Annotated in this window: 15 protein-coding genes; 10 read left to right on the forward strand and 5 right to left on the reverse strand. The window is 45.1% G+C overall.

Translation table 11 applies throughout. From position 1 onward, the window contains the following. Nucleotides 1-318: 318 nt before the first annotated feature. The 6 genes from MHZ95_RS15650 (at nucleotide 319) to MHZ95_RS15675 (ending at nucleotide 7,293) form a co-directional block, all read left to right on the forward strand. Nucleotides 319-1,017 carry an ABC transporter ATP-binding protein gene (locus MHZ95_RS15650; RefSeq protein WP_239391724.1) on the forward strand — a complete coding sequence of 233 codons (699 nt, stop codon included), beginning with the start codon at nucleotides 319-321 and terminating at the stop codon, nucleotides 1,015-1,017. Next, on the forward strand, nucleotides 1,007-2,281 hold the full coding sequence (locus tag MHZ95_RS15655; protein ID WP_239391725.1) for an ABC transporter permease: 1,275 nt from the start codon (nucleotides 1,007-1,009) through the stop codon (nucleotides 2,279-2,281). Before MHZ95_RS15650 ends, MHZ95_RS15655 begins: the two co-directional genes overlap by 11 nt. Nucleotides 2,282-2,448: 167 nt before the next feature. Continuing rightward, on the forward strand, nucleotides 2,449-3,678 hold the full coding sequence (locus MHZ95_RS15660; protein WP_370643069.1) for a multidrug effflux MFS transporter: 1,230 nt from the start codon (nucleotides 2,449-2,451) through the stop codon (nucleotides 3,676-3,678). A 116-nt stretch (nucleotides 3,679-3,794) separates the two neighbouring features. Then, entirely contained in the window at nucleotides 3,795-5,177 is a 1,383-nt protein-coding gene (gene fumC, locus MHZ95_RS15665) for a class II fumarate hydratase (protein WP_239391726.1), read from the forward strand. A 95-nt stretch (nucleotides 5,178-5,272) separates the two neighbouring features. Continuing rightward, nucleotides 5,273-5,773 (forward strand): PCYCGC domain-containing protein, encoded by a 501-nt coding sequence (locus tag MHZ95_RS15670; RefSeq protein ID WP_239391727.1) that lies wholly within the window; start codon nucleotides 5,273-5,275, stop codon nucleotides 5,771-5,773. Nucleotides 5,774-5,934: 161 nt separating this feature from the next. Then, a complete protein-coding gene (locus MHZ95_RS15675) occupies nucleotides 5,935-7,293 on the forward strand; it encodes an IS1182 family transposase (protein ID WP_239391728.1) in 1,359 nt (452 codons plus the stop codon). A gap of 394 nt (nucleotides 7,294-7,687) precedes the next feature. Here the strand turns inward: MHZ95_RS15675 and rsiV are convergent, their stop codons facing one another. Together rsiV and MHZ95_RS15685 are read right to left on the reverse strand one after the other, a co-directional pair. Further along, nucleotides 7,688-8,560: an anti-sigma-V factor RsiV gene (gene rsiV / locus MHZ95_RS15680; RefSeq protein ID WP_239391729.1), complete on the reverse strand. Its 873-nt coding sequence runs from the start codon at nucleotides 8,558-8,560 to the stop codon at nucleotides 7,688-7,690. Then, a complete protein-coding gene (locus MHZ95_RS15685; RefSeq protein ID WP_239391730.1) occupies nucleotides 8,557-9,054 on the reverse strand; it encodes an RNA polymerase sigma factor SigV in 498 nt (165 codons plus the stop codon). The genes rsiV and MHZ95_RS15685 overlap by 4 nt, the downstream gene beginning before the upstream one ends. Before the next feature lie 197 nt (nucleotides 9,055-9,251). On the opposite strand from MHZ95_RS15685, the gene MHZ95_RS15690 reads away from it, so the two are divergent. Beyond that, on the forward strand, nucleotides 9,252-9,908 hold the full coding sequence (locus tag MHZ95_RS15690; RefSeq protein WP_239391731.1) for a Dph6-related ATP pyrophosphatase: 657 nt from the start codon (nucleotides 9,252-9,254) through the stop codon (nucleotides 9,906-9,908). A gap of 47 nt (nucleotides 9,909-9,955) precedes the next feature. Here MHZ95_RS15690 and MHZ95_RS15695 read toward each other — a convergent pair whose 3' ends face one another. Both MHZ95_RS15695 and nfsA read right to left on the reverse strand, forming a co-directional pair. Further along, the gene (locus tag MHZ95_RS15695) at nucleotides 9,956-11,122 is read right to left on the reverse strand and encodes a class I SAM-dependent methyltransferase (protein WP_239391732.1); all 1,167 of its coding nucleotides are present in this window, start codon (nucleotides 11,120-11,122) and stop codon (nucleotides 9,956-9,958) included. Nucleotides 11,123-11,221: 99 nt separating this feature from the next. Beyond that, entirely contained in the window at nucleotides 11,222-11,953 is a 732-nt protein-coding gene (gene nfsA / locus MHZ95_RS15700; RefSeq protein WP_239391733.1) for an oxygen-insensitive NADPH nitroreductase, read from the reverse strand. A 343-nt stretch (nucleotides 11,954-12,296) separates the two neighbouring features. Here nfsA and putP point away from each other — a divergent pair, with 343 nt between their 5' ends. The 3 genes from putP to hflX all read left to right on the forward strand — a co-directional run bounded on the left by putP (nucleotide 12,297) and on the right by hflX (nucleotide 15,934). Next, nucleotides 12,297-13,778: a sodium/proline symporter PutP gene (putP, locus tag MHZ95_RS15705; protein WP_239391734.1), complete on the forward strand. Its 1,482-nt coding sequence runs from the start codon at nucleotides 12,297-12,299 to the stop codon at nucleotides 13,776-13,778. Between the two features lie 75 nt (nucleotides 13,779-13,853). After that, nucleotides 13,854-14,552, forward strand: a complete 699-nt coding sequence (locus tag MHZ95_RS15710; protein WP_239391735.1) for a VOC family protein — start codon at nucleotides 13,854-13,856, stop codon at nucleotides 14,550-14,552. A gap of 110 nt (nucleotides 14,553-14,662) precedes the next feature. Then, the gene (hflX, locus tag MHZ95_RS15715; protein WP_239391736.1) at nucleotides 14,663-15,934 is read left to right on the forward strand and encodes a GTPase HflX; all 1,272 of its coding nucleotides are present in this window, start codon (nucleotides 14,663-14,665) and stop codon (nucleotides 15,932-15,934) included. Nucleotides 15,935-16,054: 120 nt separating this feature from the next. Here the strand turns inward: hflX and MHZ95_RS15720 are convergent, their stop codons facing one another. Further along, nucleotides 16,055-17,773, reverse strand: a complete 1,719-nt coding sequence (locus tag MHZ95_RS15720; protein WP_239391737.1) for an ABC transporter ATP-binding protein — start codon at nucleotides 17,771-17,773, stop codon at nucleotides 16,055-16,057. Nucleotides 17,774-17,848: the final 75 nt, after the last annotated feature.

Genomic DNA, 17,848 nt, shown 5'->3' on the forward strand with positions numbered 1-17,848 from the left:
AAGTTGCTTCGCGCTCAAAGCGAGCCCCGCCGCGCTCAAGAAAGTTGCTTCGCGCTCAAAGCGAGCCCCGTCGCGCTCAAGAAAGTCGCTTCGCGCTCAAAGTGGGCACCGTCACGCTCAAAAACCCCTCCACGCGCTCAAAGCAAGAACCACCGTGCTCTAGTATGTCCAAGTACGCTCAGAAAAACCTTCGCGCACCCACCCTCTCTCCCCTATAACAACTAAAAACCTTAAGAAAATCTTCATTTTTATCCTTCATCCTCCTTAAGAATCTCCACCTACAATGAAATCAGCAAAGAAAGTTGGAGGGGTTCCTAATTGATCAGTGTCAGGAATTTAAATCATTCATTCAAGATTGGAAAGAAAGGGAAAGAGAGGGAAGTACCTGTTCTGAAAGGTTTGACGTTTGATGTGGCGGACGGTGAAATTGTATCCATCGTTGGTAAGAGTGGATCCGGCAAGTCGACATTGCTACATATCATGGCGGGTTTTTTAACGCCAGATAGTGGGGAAATCCGTGTGAAGGGGACCAAGACATCTTCATTCAGTGAAGCGGAAAATGCAAAATTTCGGTTGAATCATTTCGGTTTCGTTTTCCAAAACTTTCAGCTGATGCCCGGTTTGACGGCGTTTGAAAATGTTGAACTTCCACTGAAGTTAAAAGGGATTGGCAAAAGCGAACGGCGGAAGAAAGTGAAGGAACTCATGCAAAGTATCGGTCTGACTGAAGTGCAAGACCATTACCCGAATGAATTATCCGGCGGACAGCAACAGCGCGTCAGTATTGCGCGAGCGTTGATTACAGATCCGCCTGTCATCTTCGCGGACGAGCCGACAGGAAGTTTGGATTCGGAAACGGAGCAGGATGTACTGTTGCTCATCCAGTCGCTTAACAAAGCAAGAGGAATCACATTCGTCATTATTACGCATGATGATGAAGTGGCGCACACAGCAGACCGAGTCTATCGGATGCATGATGGAGAATTGACGGAAGGGGGGAGACCCCATGCAATTTAAGGACCAAATTGATTTTGTGAGGCAACATATCACGAAAAATAAGATGCGTGTTTTTATGACTGTGCTGGCTGCGACAATGGGGACGGCTTTCCTCATCGTCTTGGCATCCGTAGGGTTCGGTCTTCACGAAACTATTCGTGATAGTATTTTATCGAATCGGAAAGTGACCGAGCTTGAGGTATATAGCAGTGAAATGAATCAGGAAAAAGTGGATGAGTTGAAGAAACGAGACCATGTCAAAGCGGTTGTTTATCGCCAGTTCGTCAATGCTGAACAGCAAGTGAAACTCGGGGATCTGACAAGTACCAGCAGAATGACTGTGACAGACTTCGTGGAAGAAGGGAAAGCGAACTTCTCCCTTGCGGAAGGCCGTTTACCTAAAACGGCAGAGGAAGTTATTGTCGGCAGTCATTTTGGACAATATTTAATGAGTGAAGAAGAGTTGGAAGGGGAGTCGGAAGTCAAAGGCTACGACGGCGACTTGATTGGCAAACATATATCCTACCAATTGCAGGACTTTGAAGGAAATCCGATTGGCAAGGAATTGCAGCTGACCATTGTCGGGGTCGGCAAGAAGCCAGCGAAGGATTGGGATCAGGACCAGAATATTTATGGAGATGCTTTGATAATCCCTGCGATCGAACAAATCTATTTTGCAGAAGTAGAACAGGATAAGGACGAGCAATCATTATTTTATGGCAATGTTAGCGTACATGCCGATCACTTGGAAAATGTGAAAGCCTTATCGAAGGAATTGAAGGATGACGGGTATAGTGTGTATTCCATTGCGGACGAGCTGGAGCAACTCGATGTCTTTTTCTTGGCGTTAAAAGCGGGGCTGATATTCGTAGGAACAATTGCTATTTTGATTGCATCGATCGGAATTTTCAATACGATGACAATGGCTGTAACCGAGCGGACACGTGAGATCGGTGTGATGAAAGCGATCGGAGCGGATCCGAAATTGATTCAGCGGCTATTTTTAATGGAAAGTGCGTGGATTGGGGTAATTGGAACGGTGCTTGCTATCGTGATTTCATACGGAGTCAGTGTTGTGTCAAATTATATTTTACCTATTATCGTTTCAGCGGCTCTTGGCGAAGAGGATCTCGGTGGCATGGATGTGACGTTTTCAATCATTCCTTGGCAACTTGTCGTGATTGCTTCTACGATTAGTATCGGAGTGGCAATGATTTCCGGGTGGCGTCCAGCTCGGAAGGCAACAAAAATCGATGTGATCCAAGCATTGCGTCAAGAACTTTAAACAGGCAACAGGCAACCACCTTCTTTCCCAGGTGGTTGTTTTTTGTTGTCTAGGTACCAAGCGCCTTACGCTTTTGTTTCATTCAGAGAATGCTATAATGAAAGTCGAAGTGAAAGAAAGAATAGTCAATAAAATCACCAAGTACTTATAGAAAGAAGTTGTATGAAATGAAAATGGTAGAAAGTGATTCAACAAATTCGAAGTCACTTAGCACGGTATGGTTTGTTCTCATACTCGGTTCGCTTATCTCCTTTGGACCGTTATCGATGGATATGTACTTACCTGCGCTTCCTGTTGTGGCGGAAGATTTGCAGACGACGACTTCGCTTACCCAGATGAGTTTGACTGCCTGTTTACTGGGGCTTGCCAGTGGCCAGCTTATATTTGGACCGTTAAGCGACATTAGAGGGAGAAGGAAACCGCTTATCTATACGCTCCTCATTTACGCGGTTGCGTCCCTCTTATGTGCATTTAGCACATCCATTTGGTTTTTCATCGGCTTGCGTTTTGTTCAAGGATTGACGGGAGCAGCGGGGATAGTGATCGCCCGTGCAGCGGCGCGTGATTTATATTCCGGGGCTGATTTAACGAAGTTTATGGCGTTATTATCTTTAGTCAATGGTGTCGCACCTATACTGGCGCCTGTTTCAGGAGGCGTTATTTTAAACTATGCTTCTTGGAATACGATTTTCATCTTACTGAGTGTCATCGGTCTTATCTTATTTTTTGTAGTGACATTCTTTTTACCGGAAACGTTGCCGATTCAAAATCGATCGGAAGGCAGTGTATTAGCCGTCGTGAAAACGTTTGGCAACTTATTGAAGAATCGCGTGTTCATGGGAATCGCCGGTACGCAGGCATTTATCATGGCGAGCATGTTTGCATACATATCCGGTTCTCCTTTTGTGTTGCAAAATATTTATGGCTTCACACCGCAACAATTCGCTCTGTTTTTCGCAGTCAATGGCTTTGGGATTATCGTGGCGGCACAAATGACAGGGAGATTATCGAGTGCAGTCGGGGATGTGCGATTGCTGAATATAGGTATTTTCATATCGCTTACAGGTAGTACTTTGCTGTTGTTGACGATACTCTTTAATCTACCCTTACCGCTATTGCTCATCGCTCTTTTTCTCGCTGTGTCTAGTATCGGGATGGTGTCGACCACTTCTTTCTCGCTCGGGATGCAAAGCCAGGCGAAAGCGGCGGGCAGTGCGTCTGCATTTCTCGGTTTGCTATCGTATATCGGCGGTGCTGTCATCTCACCGGTCGTCGGCATGATGGGGGATCAAACGGCAGTTCCTATGGCCATCATCATCTTTGCGTGTAGCATTGCTGCTCTTAGTATCTTCTTGTTTATCGTTAAGAGAAATATTGCGAATGGCTACGAGTTTTAACAAGTTTCTTTCAGAAAAATCTATTAGATCTGGTGCTTTTTATTTCAAATAATCAAAAGTATGAGGCATGATGAAGTAGTAGAGTAGACTTTACCAAATTGAAAGGCGGATGAAGGATGGACTATCGTATTGAACATGACACGTTTGGAGAAATTCAAGTACCCGCAGACAAATTATGGGGCGCACAAACACAGCGCAGTAAACAGAACTTTAAAATTGGTGGAGAAAAAATGCCGATCGGCGTCGTGCGCGCATTTGCCCATTTGAAAAAATCAGCGGCGATTGCAAGCCATGCGCATGGAAATATTTCTGAAGCAAAAATGAAAGCTATTTCTGCAGCGGCCGACGAAGTGATTGCTGGCAAGCTGGATGACCATTTCCCGCTTGTCGTCTGGCAAACAGGCAGCGGCACGCAGTCCAATATGAATATGAACGAGGTGCTGGCACGACGCGGCAACCAATTCCTTGAAGAATGGGGCGAAGAAGAACGCCTTCATCCGAATGATGATGTCAATAAATCACAAAGCTCTAACGACACTTTCCCGACTGCATTGCATGTAGCAGGTGTCCTAGCAGTTGAAGAGCAACTGGTACCTGCACTTGGGAAGCTGAAAGATACATTTGCCAAGAAATCCGAAGAATTCATGGATATCATTAAAATCGGACGTACGCATTTGCAAGATGCGACACCGTTGACATTAGGCCAGGAAATTAGCGGCTGGCACCGCATGTTGGAGAAAACGGAAAAAATGATCGTGGACAGTGTTCAATCGATGAAAGAACTGGCTATCGGCGGTACAGCGGTCGGGACAGGCTTAAATGCACCAGCCGGATTTGGCGATCGTGTTGCAGAAGAAATTTCAAAGGCAGTCGGCATTGAATTTACTTCCGCGCAAAATAAATTCCATTCGTTGACTAGTTATGATGAAGTCGTTTACACACATGGCGCCATCAAAGCGCTTGCGGCAGACCTCATGAAAATTGCCAATGACGTGCGTTGGTTGGCAAGTGGGCCACGTTCGGGCATCGGAGAAATAACGATTCCTGAAAATGAGCCAGGTAGCTCCATCATGCCAGGGAAAGTGAATCCGACCCAAAGTGAGGCACTTACAATGGTCGTTGCCCAAGTGATGGGGAACGATGCGACAATCGGTTTTGCAGCGAGCCAAGGAAATTTCGAATTGAACGTCTTCAAGCCGGTCATCATTTACAATTTCCTACAATCAGTCTCATTGCTGTCTGATGCGATGATTAGCTTCAATGACAATTGTGCAGTCGGTATCGAACCGAACCGTGAAGAGATTGATCGCAAAGTGCAGAACTCACTGATGCTTGTGACGGCACTGAACCCGTATATCGGCTATGAAAATGCGGCAAAAATCGCGAAAACGGCTCATGCGGAAGGTACGACACTAAAAGAGGCAGCCTTGAAAACCGGCTTGCTGACAGAAGAACAGTTCGATGAGTATGTCGTTCCGTCCAAAATGATCGGAAAATAAAAGACTTCTTGCAGCGTCCACAAATCTGTAACCCATAGAGACATTCGAATCCGTTATGATGAGAGGACAGCTGTCTAATAAGGAGTGGACATGAGATGAAAAAACGAATGATGTTCATAATGTTTGCGGCATTGCTTGTCCTGTCTGCGTGCGGACAAAAAGCGGATACAGATCATGGAGCACATGATCTGGCCCATGGCGAGCAGAAACAGTTGCCGAATGGCGATTTGCAGGAAGTGACGGCATCGGCGGATATTTTGCCTTCATTCCTCGATGATAAACCGGAAGATATGCGCCTTGTTTATCAAGTAGCCGGTACTGCAACGGGAATTCTTGACTATATGCCGTGTTATTGCGGGTGTGGCGATAGCGCAGGACACCGCAGTAACACAAACTGCTTCATCGATGAAATCCGTGAAGACGGATCTGTTGTTTGGGACGATCATGGTACACGCTGTCTTGTATGCTTGGAGATTGCGGTGAAATCTGTCCAAATGACGCAGGAAGGCAAGTCGTTGAAGGAAATACGGGAGTTTATCGACGAAACGTATAACGAAGGCTATGCGGCACCGACCGATACACCGATGCCGGCATAGCTAGACGACGAAAAAGCAGACACCATCGTGTCTGCTTCAGACTGTAGACAAACACCATGAATTTTGGTGTTTGCCTACAGTCTTTTTTCTATTAAAATGGTGTTAAAACTAAAGTTGATTTCCGCTACGGTGTCTTTTATAAAATAAATGAGGTGATGGATATGATGACGAAGAATCAAATCAATGAACGCGAACAGTTGGAAATGCTGACTATAGAGCAGTTAGTTCCAAAAGACCATCTGGTTCGTAAATTGGATGCTGCGATTGATTTCTCCTTTATCTATCCATTAGTCGAAGATCTTTACTCAACCATTGGAAGACCCAGCATAGATCCTGTTGTATTGATCAAGATGACATTCATTCAGTACACCTTCGGCATACGATCTATGCGTCAGACCATCAAAGAGATTGAAACAAATATGGCATACCGTTGGTTTCTCGGATTTGGTTTTCATACAGAGGTTCCCCATTTCTCCACTTTCGGGAAAAACTATGTCCGACGTTTCGCGGATACTGATCTATTCGAGCAGATCTTCTATAAGGTTCTAAACAAGGTGGCAAACCGTGGGCTTCTCAGCCCTGATCATGTTTTTATTGATTCAACTCATGTAAAAGCTAGCGCAAACAAGAGAAAGTTTGAGAAGAAGGTTGTTCGTAAAGAAACAAGGGCATATGAGAAGAAGCTCCAGGAGGAGCTTAACCTCGACAGGGAAAAGAATGGGAAGAAACCATTCCCTCCGGAAAAGTTTGAAAAGGAAGAGTACAAGGAAATTAAGGAGTCGACAACAGATCCCGAGAGTGGTTATTACGTAAAAGATGAACGTACAAAGCAGTTTGCTTATTCTTTTCACGCAGCCACGGATGAGAAGGGTTTTGTGCTTGCAAACATTGTCACTCCAGGAAATGTTCACGACAGCCATATGCTTGAACCACTAGTCCAGAAGGTCATCGACCAGGTGGGACGCCCAGTGGTCGTTGCCGCTGATGCGGCCTACAAGACACCAGCCATTGCGAATTTCCTTTTAGAGAATCATGTCCTTCCTGCACTTCCGTACAAACGACCAATGACAAAAGAAGGCTTCTTTAAAAAACACGAGTATGTCTATGACGAACATTTTGACTGCTATCTCTGTCCCGAAGGACAGGTTCTTAAATACCGAACAACTACAAAAGAAGGTTATCGCCAGTATGCCTCAACTCCTTCTATTTGTGCTAAATGTCCAGTGATTGACCAATGCACTCAAAGTAAGAATCACCAAAAAATGATTCAACGTCATATCTGGCAAGACTATTTGGATGTAGCTGAGGACTTGCGCCATAACTATGAAATTAAAGAAATATACGGGAAGCGTAAAGAGACGATCGAGCGTGTCTTTGCCGATGCCAAAGAAAAGCATGGTATGCGATGGACAACCCTAAAGGGTCTTAAAAAATTGTCCATGCAGGCGATGCTAACTTTTGCTGCCATAAATCTTAAGAAGCTGGCCAGCTGGACATGGAATACGCCCATCAGGGCGTAATAAGAACCACAGTGGCTAACCCTAATGGCGCTTTTCCGCAGAATTAACCTGTATTAATAACAAAAGGGTTGGAAATCCAAATGATTTCCAACCCTTTTGTCTACAATCTGAAGCAGACACCATCGTGTCTGCTTTTTCGTCGTCTAGGCTTCAGGCGCCAGATGCTCGGAGGCTCACAGGATGTGAGTTACGCAGTCGTTGCCAATCGAACAGCGAAGGGTTCGATTTGCCGTATTTCTGCGTTCTTTGCAGAAATTAAGGCACTTTCAGGACGCGGCGAACTTAGACTGTGTTCCCTGAATGCCGTTTCGCCTCTGTGGCAATGAACGCCACGTCGTCGACTAGCCTTATGCCTGTCGCATCTAAACGGGCGCCCTACGCTTTTGTTGTTCACTCATTTAATATACATATTTCCAACCAATTGGTCTTTTATGACGTCTGTTGGGATTTCAAACGTGACGACGCCCATATAGCCAGGGGCGATTTCATATTCGTCGAACGACAGAACCAGTTTGTTGTCCGCCGTAATGTAAAACTGCTGTTCAGGGTCAATCGTTTGGAAGGAAGAATCGAATTCCTCATCGATGAAATAGGATTTCATCGAATCCTCGTCCATTTGGCGGCGCATTTCATCTGTCAGATAGGCATTGAGCGTTTCAATATAGCTGTCGTCTTTAAACAATGCCGGGAGCGAAAGCAGCACACCATTCACTTTGTCGATGGTATCGTATCGGACTGTTTCATAACCCGACGCTTGAATCTCCGTGTTATAACGGGCAAGCGTGAACAGCTGGTCTGTGTCGGTTAGTACTTGATAACCAGAATCGATACTGAAGTGGCCTCCGCCTTCTGCTTTCAATGTTTCCATTTCTTGTTGGAACGCATTAAATCTTTTTTCCGATTCAGCAATGTATTTTTCATTCAAGGATGCTTGCAGGCCTTCATCAGCCAATCCATCAATTTCTGGTATCTTGACGTCTGCGTGGTAATTTTCTTCATCGATCGCAAATTGCTGTACTGTAAAGACATCTACAATTGTACCTAAGCCGGGTACGTTTGCCATCGCTTGCGCAAAAGATGGGCTGAGATTGATGCTACCGACAAAAAGGGCGGCGGCAGCGGCGGCACCGATTGTCCATTGCTTCAGAACAGGCCTTTTCTTACGTGACGCTTTCGCCTGGCGGATGGATGCGTTTACGACATCCTTCAATTCGGGTGGAATCTCCGTCTGTTCATAGTCTTTTTTCAATTTGTCCAATCTGTTCATATGCTGAACTCCTCTCCTATTTCAAGACGCAATTTTTTTAATGCAGTATAGAGTCTCGTTTTGATCGTATTGGCATTGTCGCCCGTAATTTCTGCAATTTCGTCAATCTTCAACTCCTCGAAGAATCGAAGAATAATAATGGTTTTATACTTCGGTGGCAGTTGATCGATCGCCTCTAGCAGATCGAAATCGGTCATTTCGTCTTCCGACTTTGGCAAATGGAGGGCAAGAATGTCTCCATCCATGATAGATACCCTTTGATGTTTGCGTATGTAGTCAATCGACGTATTGACGACGATCCGGTAAAACCATGTTTTCAAATAAGAAAGCTCTTTTAATCGATCGATGGAATGAAGGGCCTTCAAGATGGCGTCTTGGACAATATCGAGTGCATTTTCCTTATTTCGGACATAGCTATAGGCAAGACGGTAGTAAGCTTCCTGATTCTCCACTATGAAATTTTCTACGAGTTCGAATTTCTCCTCTTTTGTCATGACAAAGCTCACCTTCTCTAGTTTACGACGCGTCGCGATCACGTCTTATTAAATTTGACGGGCTATCTACTTGAAAAGTTTTGATATACATTTATAAAGGGAAAGGACCATTTTTTCAGAAAACTCATGACGCTTTATGATAAAATCTCTGCTAAGATAGACAAATTCTTTCGTATTTGAATGAGGGAGAGGATGAGATGATAGGATACCCATTTGTAGCATCGTGGAGTGGTGGGAAAGATTCTGCGATGGCTTATTATCGGGCGGTGAAAGCGGGAGGCATCCCGAAACGAGTGTGGACGATGTTTGAGGAAAATGAAGAACGATCGAAATCCCACGCACTGCCTTTTGAAGTGGTAAAAGCGCAAGCCGAGAAGATGGGTGTTCCTTTCATGATTCGGGGGGCGGATTGGAAAGGATATGAAGCCCAGTTTTTGGACGCGATGAATGAATGTAAAGAGGGGGGCATCGACCATGGGGTATTCGGGGATATCGATCTGGTCGATCATTTGGAGTGGGTGCAGAAAACATGTGCAAAAGTTGGCATGGAAGCTGTGCACCCCTTGTGGATGGAGTCGCGGCGTAAGATGCTGGAAGAGTTCGTGAATATAGGATTCGAGGCTTATGTTATTGTGGTGAATACAAAAATGATGCCGGCTCATTTCATCGGTCGAAAATTTACAATTGAATTGATGGACGAGTTGGATGCACTCGGCATTGATTCGTGTGGGGAATCCGGGGAGTTCCATACCGTTGTTGTAGATGGTCCGATTTTTAGCGGGCGTGTCCCTGTCGTGTTTTCAGGGCAGCATGAACGGGAAGGTTATGTGTTTTTGGATGTTGCGTTGGAATAAAAAGGGTGACAGGCGCCGAAACGAACGTACCTGTCACTGCAGAAATCTTATTTAAGTAGTAAATCGCCCAATTCCCTCTCCAAAAACGGATCGGCATTCAATAGTTTTCTGAATTCCTGGTAGCGTTTAGAGTCAGCTTCAGTGGGTTTGCGTCCGGTATGATAAGCCCTAATCAATACATTTTTCGGCGTATGCTCCATGTCGATAAATTCCAACAGCTGTGTTTCGTAGCCGACGAGCGACAATAATTCCGCGCGGATCGAGTCGGTGGCAAGTGCCGCGAATCGTTCTTTGATAAGTCCGTGTTGCAACATGACATCGAGCGCTGGTGAATGGACTTGCGAAAATAATTCGTGCTGACAGCAAGGAACGCTTAAGATGACTTTCGCTCCCCATTTCACGGCACGGGCAAGCGCCATATCGGTGGCGACGTCGCAGGCATGCAAGGTGACGACCATGTCCACAGACGTTTCGTCATTATAGTCGTTGATATCGCCGACTAGAAACTCGAGCTGTCCATAACCGAGGTCTTGCGCGATCCGGCTGCATTCCTCGATCACTTCTTTCTTCAAATCAAGCCCCGTCACTTGAATGTCGAGCCCCTTTTCGATGCGCAAATAATGATACAATGCAAACGTCAAATACGATTTTCCGGAACCGAAATCGAGAATACGAATGGTACGGTCCTTCGGTAAATGAGCAAGGGAATCATCGATGAATTCGATGAATCGGTTAATTTGTCTGAATTTGTCATGCTTCTGCTTTTTCACTTTGCCGTCGTCTGTTTGGACGCCGAGGCGGACGAGAAATGGATATGGTGTATTTTCATCTAGCAAATAATTTTTCTTTCGGTTATGTGATAAATCAGCGACTCTACCGGATTGGGTCTGATCCGATTTCCACATCACTTTGAACTTTTTAGAGAGTTGCACATGAATTTTTTCATCTGAAAATTCGGCATGCACTTGTTTGAAACGTTCCAGCAGTTGCTGTAATTGTTCACGCAAGGCGTCAGGTGTTACATTTTCATGCTTTAGAATACGCTCAAACTGGTATTCAAATTGGATATGGAATTGTCCTTTTATTTCCACCGGTTTCATTTTTACCCGTTTTAACTCGTCCGTTTTTGTACGAGATTGGCTGATCGTTCCGCTAATGAACGAACCGCTGATCATCCGCCGCGTTAGTTCGTCGAGTAATTCTTCAAATTGCATTTTCATCGCTCCTAGGTTGCAAGTCACTTCTGCCTATAGAATAACAAAAAGGAGTCGGCAAAAGCCAACTCCCTACATAGACCAAACCTTTTCTTATTGTCAGTTGAATTTAAAACCTTGTTTGTTCAGAAATTCTTTCATATGAGTTCGTCTAGGTTTCTCCAAGAAATCCGCCATGGAGTTAGACCAGTTGGCGTCTTTTTGGTTGGAGCCGCGACTTAAATAATAGGCGTTCAGGATATCATCGTATGCAGGAATGAGTGTCTCATACTTTCCTGAATCATAATTGTTTTCGTGGATAATCGCTTCAACAGGCAGTCTAGGTTTCACTTCGTTTGCCTCATCTGGCACACCGATCGACATGGCGAACATCGGAGCGACACCTTGAGGCAACCCGAGCAGATCGCTAATCTCATGGGGTGCATTACGAGCCCCGCCGATATAACAGATGCCATACCCTTTTGACTCGGCAGCGATGGCGACGTTTTGGGCGAATAAAGCGACATCCGTCACCCCTACGAGCAAATTCTCCGCATAGGAAAAGTCGATATTCCTCCCAAGTAGTTCCGCGCTTTTTTCGAGACGATGAAAATCCATGCAGAAAATGAGAACGGCACCTGCTGACAAGAGTTGCCGTGGATTTTTGGTGAGTTCAGCAAGCTTCTCCCGCTTGGCATTGTCCGTCACATGAATGACAGAATAAGCTTGGACGAAGTGGGAAGAGGCTGCATGCTGACCTGCTTGGATCAGTTCGTGTACAATTTCTTTTGATAACGGCGCATCTTTATAATTTCGAACAGATGCATGTGAAGTTAACAATTCGATGACCATAAAATCCCTCCTGAAATAGTTTTCCCAATAGTAGCTTAACAGACTGCCACGAGGGTGAACTACTGTGAAAGCTTGGAGTGGGGTAGGTATGCAGAAAAAACTGATTTCCCATTTAGCATTTTGGATGACTATGTTGATTATTTAGGAAAGCCGTTTTTCATATGTCTACTCAAAGACCGCCTTGTCGAATCCAAGTTATTTCCCGGGAAATTTAGGGGAATAAAGATAGGGATGTCGCTCACTGTCTATCATACTTATCATTTCAACTTGAAAGTGTAAAAAATTCAATTTAGTATAATAAAGGATGTTATGATGAATAGAATTTATAAAAGGAGGGATTCAGATGTCCGATGAAATGTATCGATTGATTGCAATTATTCTGTACATGGCGGCGATGGTTTTCATTGGCTGGTATGCGTTCAAACGTACATCGAACTTAACGGACTATATGCTAGGTGGTCGTTCGCTCGGACCAATGGTGACGGCCCTGAGTGCAGGCGCTGCGGATATGTCAGGCTGGTTGTTGATGGGGCTTCCCGGTGCAATCTATGTGAGCGGTCTCGTTGAGTCGTGGATTGCCATCGGATTGACGATTGGTGCGTATTTAAACTGGGTGCTCGTTGCACCGCGTTTGCGTGTCTATACGCAAGTATCGAATGACTCCATTACAATTCCAAGTTATTTAGAAAGTCGTCTGAAAGATAAGTCGCGTCTTTTACGGGTTGCTTCTGGTATTATCATTCTTATTTTCTTTACGTTCTATGTCTCTTCAGGAATGGTTGCAGGCGGGAAATTCTTTTTAAGTTCATTTGGATTGGATTATCATGTGGGCTTACTTATTGTGTCGGGTGTCGTGATTTTCTACACTTTGTTCGGAGGGTTTTTAGCGGTCAGTTATACGGATGTCGTGCAGGGGCTCATCATGTTTTTTGCGCTTCTTCTCGTTCCAATCGTCGGGATCTTTATCACGGGAGGCTTTGCGGAAACGACGCAAAGTATTCAGGCTGTCAATCCTCAATTATTGAATTTTGTATCCGGAGCGTCAGTCCTTGGAATCGTTTCGGCCATCGCATGGGGACTTGGATATTTTGGTCAACCACATATTATCGTCCGATTTATGGCGCTCGGTTCTGTCAAAGAAGCAAAGAAGGCCCGTCGTATCGGAATCGGTTGGATGTTCCTCAGTCTCTTTGGGGCAATTGCGACTGCGCTTGTCGGAATCGCTTATTACTATCAAAATGGGGCTGCGCTTGCCGATGAGGAAACGGTGTTCATTGTGCTCGGGCAAATCATATTCCATCCGTTTATCGCTGGAATTATGTTGGCCGCCGTATTGGCTGCCGTGATGAGTACGATCTCCTCACAGCTTATTGTCACATCTTCGGCATTGGTGGAAGACTTATACAAAGCGGTCATTAAAACGGATGGCACGGATAAGCAATATGTGTTTTTAGGCAGGATGGCCGTGCTGCTTGTTTCCGTGATTGCGATGGTACTCGCTTGGCCAAATAACGAATCCATCTTAAGTATCGTATCGTTTGCCTGGGCAGGTTTTGGTGCTTCGTTTGGCCCGATTATTCTACTGACCCTTTATTGGCGCAAGATTACAGCGGCAGGAGCCCTTTGGGGAATGGTGGCTGGAGCGATTACGGTAATGGTTTGGGGAAATGTGAAGGTGTTAACAGACACCTTGTATGAAATTGTTCCAGGCTTCGTCATTTGTCTCATAGTAGCGGTTGTTGTGAGTCTCGCCACTTATAGACCAAATGCTGAAATTGATCAGGAATTTACGGATACACTGGAATTATTGAAAAGAGATCGATGAACCATTTCAAGCCTGCGGTTGAACCGCAGGCTTTTCTGACAAAGGAAATGAATGATAGAAAGAAGGGGTAGCGTTATGAAACTGGATCATGTCGTTTATTTTACAGAAAAAGATCTGAGCCAAATTGTCGAAGGGCAGCGTAGAGAAGGGCGTCAAGCTATAATCGGCGGTCGCCATGAAAACTGGGGAACGCATAATGCACTTCTGTATATGAAAAATGCATATGTGGAGTGGTTGGCTGTGGAACATTTGGAGATAGCCGAGGAAGCGCATCTTCCACTGATCGACCTTTTGTTATCGGACATTCAAGAAGGGGAAGGTTGGGGCACCATCTGCCTATCGGTTGAAGGGATTGAGCGTTTTAACGAGGAAATTGAAAACAAAGGATTCCGGACATCGGGTGTGTTGGCTGCACAACGTAGAACCGTCGATGGGCAATTATTGAAATGGAAGTTGCTATTTGTTGAGCAGCCGATATCCGCTGAATTGCCTTATCCATTTTTCATCGAATGGGAAGAAGCGGAGGAGACACGGACGGCACGCTTAAAAGCAGAAGGGTCCCTATCGCCCGAGAATGAAAGCTTAGCGATTCGAGAGTGCATTTTTCATGTCGAAGATCCGTTGAAAGAGACAGCGGAATGGGCTATCTTACTGTCGCAAAAGGTTGGGGATGCCCATCAAATCGCTTTGCCGAATGTCATTTTGAAATTTGTAGAGCATCAGGGGAAGAAAGACAGATTGGTGGATGTGGTCATTGGACAAGCTGAGCGGTGAAAGGCTTGATTGGATGGGTGTAGCCTTGTCTGTCACATCGTTTTTTAGAAAATCTGAGTGTATGTTAAAATGGTCACACTGATAGCTTGGTCCGGAAGGGGTTTTAGATGATGGAAGTATTAGTTGAACGTGCGGTTCTCGTTGGCGTGCATGAACAAAATGATGAGCATTTCGAATATGCAATGGAAGAATTGAAAAATCTCGCCGAAGCGATTGATGTTGAAGTGCTTGGAGAAGTGACACAAAAATTGGAAAGGCGCAATCCATCCCATTACGTCGGCAAAGGAAAAATTGAAGAGATCCGGAACTTTTATGAAGAATTGGATGCCAATCTTGTCATCTTTAATGATGAACTTTCGCCCTCCCAAATCCGTAATATGGAGCAGGAACTTGAATGTAAGGTGATTGATCGTACAATGCTCATTCTTGATATATTTGCGAGGAGGGCTAGAACGAATGAATCCCGTATGCAAGTTGAGTTGGCGCAACTGCAATATACGTTGCCAAGGCTTGTTGGATTGCGCGCTTCCCTTAGCAGACAAGGCGGCGGGACAGGTGGCGGATTCCAGAACAAAGGAGCGGGTGAAACGAAACTCGAACTCGACCGTCGGAAAATTGAGGATCAGATTGCCAAATTGCGCCGTGATCTCGAACATGTGAAGGAGCAACGCGAAACACAGCGTAAACAAAGGAAGAAAAGCGGAGTACCGGTCGTCTCCATTGTCGGTTACACGAATGCGGGAAAATCGACGCTGATGAACCAAGTGTTGGCGAAGATGGACGCGGACCATACCAAACATGTTTATGAAGAAGACATGCTGTTTGCGACGCTCGATACATCGGTCCGGAAAGTGAAATTAAGTGACAATAAGCAATTTATCTTAACGGATACGGTCGGGTTCGTCTCGAAACTACCCCATCATCTCGTCAAAGCTTTCCGCTCGACATTGGAAGAGGCGCGTGATGCAGATTTGCTATTACATGTTGTCGATGTGTCGAATCCGGAACACGGATATATGATGGAAGTGACGAATGATACTTTGCAGGATGTCGGGGTTGAGAACGTGGCTACGCTCAATGTGTACAATAAGGCGGATCTCGCCGGTATCCGTTATCCGGAAGTGAACGACGACAGCATTTGGCTCTCTGCAAAAGAGGGAAAAGGGCTGGATGAACTCATTGAACTGATTAAAACGAAAATTTTTGGCCAGTACATTACCTGTAAACTGCTCATCCCGTTTGATCGGGGAGATCTCGTCTCTTATTTGAACGATAAGACAAGCGTGAAAAATACTTCCTATGAAGAGAATGGAACGCTGATGACGGTAGAGATGGATGTAACGGAGCGTCCGAAGTTCGAAGCATTCATCATCAGTCATTAAAGAACGCAAACAAAAAAGCCCGCATCACATGAGTAGGGTTGTCATGTAATGCGGTCTTTTTCGTTTCTATCTAAGAGAAAGGGGGGTGGGATGTTCTTAGTATATCCCCTCAGCTGAAAGTTAAACCTCTTGAAATTGAATATTATGCAACCGGGCAAAAATTCCGCCATGGTTGACCAGTTCTTCGTATTTTCCATCTTCCGCAATCCCGTCTTCTGTAACGACGATGACGCGGTCTGCATCGCGGATTGTAGCCAATCGGTGGGCGATGACGAGCGTCGTCCGATTTTCGGCGAGTTCATTGAGCGATTGTTGAATAATGCGCTCTGTTTCCGTATCAAGGGCGGAAGTTGCTTCATCCAAAATGAGGATGGGCGGATTTTTCAAAAACATACGAGCGATGGCAAGTCGCTGTTTCTGACCGCCTGAAAGTTTAAGTCCACGTTCCCCGATTTGCGTTTCATACCCGTCTGGCAGTGAAGCGATGAAGTCTTCGAGATGGGCTTTTTGGGCTGCTTCAAACACCTCTTCATCTGTGGCATCCAATTTTCCGTAAGCGATGTTTTCTTTAATCGTCCCTGTGAATAAAAAGACGTCCTGTTGAACGATTCCGATTTGGGAACGCAAGGAATGTTGCGTCATTCTCCGAATATCCAGCCCGTCGATGGCAATGGAACCTTCGTTGACATCATAAAAACGGGGAATTAACGAACAAATCGTTGTTTTTCCAGCGCCTGATGGCCCGACAAATGCAACGGTTTGACCTGCATGAATGGATAAATCGATTCCCTGCAACACGGCTTTGTTGTCATCGTACTGGAAATGGACATTGTCAAAAACGATGTCCCCATTCAAATGCGGCACAGCGATTGCATCGGGTGCATCTTGAATATCTGGCTCCTGCTCGATTAAATCCCGGAATCTCCGGAATCCGGCCATACCTTTCGGATAGAGTTCGAGCAAAGCGCTAATCTTGTCTACCGGTTTAATGAGCACGTTGACGAATAACACGAAACTGACTAGTTCCCCGTACGATAATTTGCCGTTAAAGGAAAACCAAGAACCGACCACAAGGACAAGCAGTGTGACAAGTCGGGTCATCATAAACATGCTTGAATGGGTCCAAGCCATCACTTTGTATGCGACGAGTTTTGCCGTTCTGAAGTTACCATTGTCTTTTTTGAAACGAGCGATTTCAAATTCTTCGTTCGTGAATGATTTCACAACGCGGGATCCAGAGACGGAATCTTCGACACGCGCATTGACATCTGCAATTTTTCCATACATATTCCGCCAAGCTGCATTCATTTTGATATTGCAAAATGTAACGAGAATGGCGAGGAAAGGGACCATGACGATGGCGATAATCGCCAATTCAGGATTGATTGAGTACATGATGGCGAATGCGCCGATGATCGTCATAATGGCGATGAATACATCTTCGGGCCCATGGTGGGCAAGTTCCCCGATGTCGAATAAATCATTGGTAATTCGACTCATCACATGTCCAGTTTTGGTGTTATCGAAAAAACGGAATGATTGCCGCTGGACGTGATTGAACAGTTGCTGACGCATATCGGTTTCGATATTGATGCCGAGTTTGTGACCTAAGTAGCTGACGACATATTGCAGGAACGTACTGAGCAAATAGACTGCTAACAGTGCAATACTGACTAAAACAATTTTACCCCAACTCCCTTCCGGTAGCAGATCGTCGATGAACCATTGAACGGCCACAGGAAATGCAAGATCCAGCAACGCGACAAAAATAGCACTGGAAAAGTCGATGATAAAGAGCCGCTTATGCGGTTTATAGTAAGAAAAGAATTTCTTTAGCATGCTGAATATAAGCCTCCTTCTTTTAATAAAGGATAGTATAGCGGATATTGTTATAGAAAACGACTTTATAAACTT

Origin of the sequence: Sporosarcina sp. ACRSM (genome assembly GCF_022346545.1) — a bacterium.
In the GTDB taxonomy this organism is placed as follows: Bacteria; Bacillota; Bacilli; order Bacillales_A; family Planococcaceae; genus Sporosarcina.